This window comes from Streptomyces synnematoformans (genome assembly GCF_039531005.1).
Taxonomy (GTDB): Bacteria; Actinomycetota; Actinomycetes; order Streptomycetales; family Streptomycetaceae; genus Streptomyces; species Streptomyces synnematoformans.
Map to the genome: position 1 here is coordinate 1 of NZ_BAAAPF010000578.1, position 2,162 is coordinate 2,162.

The 2,162-nt window shown below is 77.5% G+C and carries 2 protein-coding genes; one reads left to right on the forward strand and one right to left on the reverse strand.

All coding sequences use genetic code 11. From position 1 onward, the window contains the following. Window positions 1-279 precede the first annotated feature (279 nt). Window positions 280-1,107, forward strand: a complete 828-nt coding sequence (locus ABD317_RS36180; protein ID WP_344296179.1) for an ABC transporter permease — start codon at window positions 280-282, stop codon at window positions 1,105-1,107. Between the two features lie 119 nt (window positions 1,108-1,226). On the opposite strand, the gene ABD317_RS36185 is transcribed toward ABD317_RS36180, so the two are convergent. Then, window positions 1,227-2,162, reverse strand: a 936-nt coding sequence (locus tag ABD317_RS36185) for an aminotransferase class V-fold PLP-dependent enzyme (RefSeq protein WP_344296177.1), incomplete at its 5' end; no start/stop codon positions are given.

The window sequence follows — 2,162 nt, forward strand, 5'->3', positions numbered from 1 at the left end:
GGCGGGGGCCCGGCGTCCGCCGCCGGGCCCGCGGCTGCGGACGCGCCCACGGCACCCCCCTCCCGCCGGGAGCCCGCGGCGTCCGCCTCCCCCGCCGGACCGGCAGGTCCGTCGGGACCGACCGGACCGTCCGGACCGACCGGACCGTCGGGACCGACCGGACCGGCCGGAGCGGCCGAGCAGGCGGCACCGGCCGTACCCGCGGCACCGGCCCGAACCGCCGGGTCCGCCCGCGCCGCCGGCACGGCGGCCCGCGGCGGCGCCCTGGGCCAGTGGACCCTGCTCACCCGTCGCGGCACCGCCCTCATGCTCCACAACCGGCTCTCCGTCGCCGTCCTCGCCGGCTCACCGGTCATGATCGTGGCGATGTTCGCCGTGCTCTTCCGGGCCGGCGCGTTCGACCCCGCGTCGCCGGACCCCGCGTCCACCGCGATGATCATGTTCTGGATCGCCTTCGGCGCGTTCTTCTTCGGGCTGACGTACGGCCTGCTGCAGATCTGCACCGAGCTGCCCGTCGTACGCCGCGAATGGCTCGCCGGCCTGCGGATCGGCCCGTACGTCGCCGCCAAGCTCACCACGATGCTCCCGGTACTCGCCGTCGCCGACGCGCTGCTGCTGGCGGTGCTCCGCGCCCTGGACCGGCTGCCCGCGGCCGGCTGGGGCACGTACGCGTCGCTGTTCGCGTCGAGCGTGCTGGCCTCGGCCGCCGCGCTCGCGCTCGGGCTGCTCGCGTCGGCCGCGGTGTCGGAGCCGGGGCAGGCGACGCTGATGCTGCCGCTGCTGTGCTTTCCGCAGGTGCTGTTCTCGGGCGCGTTCGTGCCGGTGCCGCGGATGACCGCGGGCGGCGAGGCGATCAGCTGGGCGATGACCAACCGCTGGGCGTTCGAGGCGCTGGGCAGCGGGGTGGGGCTGGAGGCGCTGTGGCGCGCGGGCGGCTCCCCGCAGGGGCAGCCGCTGCTGGCGTCGTACGGGGACTCCTTCGGGCACCCGGCGGGCCGGGGGTGGGTGATCCTGGCGGGCTTCGCGGTGGTGTTCGTGGCGCTGACGTGGTGGGTGCTGGTGCGCAAGTGCCGGGACGGGGCGGTGCGGAGCCGGCAGGGCCGCTAGGACCGCGGGCGCTCTCCCGCGCGCGCCGGTGCGCCGCGGGTGAGCCCGCCGGCGGGGAACGACGCGAGCCGGACGGCGGGCCCCGGGCGCGGGTCGCGGCCCGGTCCGGGCCCCGGGGGTCAGCAGCCCAGCCGCGGCGCCAGCCCCGCCACGTCGGGCACCCGGTCCCGGTACGTCCGCCGCACAAACGACAGAAACGTTTCGACATCGCCGGGCTGCGACGCCGGCCCCAGCGAGACGCGCACCGCGCCCGCCGAGGGCAGGTGCAGCAGCTCCAGGTACTCCTCCAGCGACCCGAGCCGCCGGCGGGCCGCCCGGCGCAGCCGGCGCGGCGGCAGGCCGAAGGCCGCCTCGCCGGCGCCCGGGTTGCAGAAGCAGCCGGTGCGCAGCGAGATGCCGGACGCGGCGCTGTCGCGGATGATGACGCGCTCGTCGACGACCCGCCCGCCGGCGTCGAGGACGTTCAGCGCGACCGTGCCGCCGCGCGGTGTGCCGGTACGGTCCGGCCCGTACACCCGGACCAGCGGCGAGCCGTCGCTGTGCCGCAGCGTCCGCAGCCCCGCGAGCAGGCGCCCCGTCAGCGCGGCGACGTGGTCGTGGACGCGGTCCATGCCGACGCGCTCGATCCAGGCGAGCCCGGCGGTGACGTCCGGTATGGCCAGGAAGTTGACCGTGCCGTCCTCGAACGCGGCCTCGTCGTCGGCGAGGACGTGCCACCGCGCCTGCGCGCTCACCGCGTAGATCGTGCCGCCGGAGAACCACGGGCGGCGCAGCCTGGCCAGCGCCGGCCGGCGGGCGATCAGGGCACCGACGCCGGTGGGGTGGCCGAAGACCTTGTACCAGCTGACGACGGTGAAGTCCGGGTGGTGGCGGCCGAGGTCCAGGCGGTTCGTCGGCACGTACGCGGCCGCGTCGAGGACGACGTCGTAGCCGTGGGCCTGGGCGGTCGCGATCCAGTCCAGCGGGTGCTGCACGCCGGTGAAGTTGCTCTGCGCCGGGTACGCCAGCAGCCCGCGCGGGCGCTCGGCGGCGCCCCGGGGGCCGCCGGCGGGCCC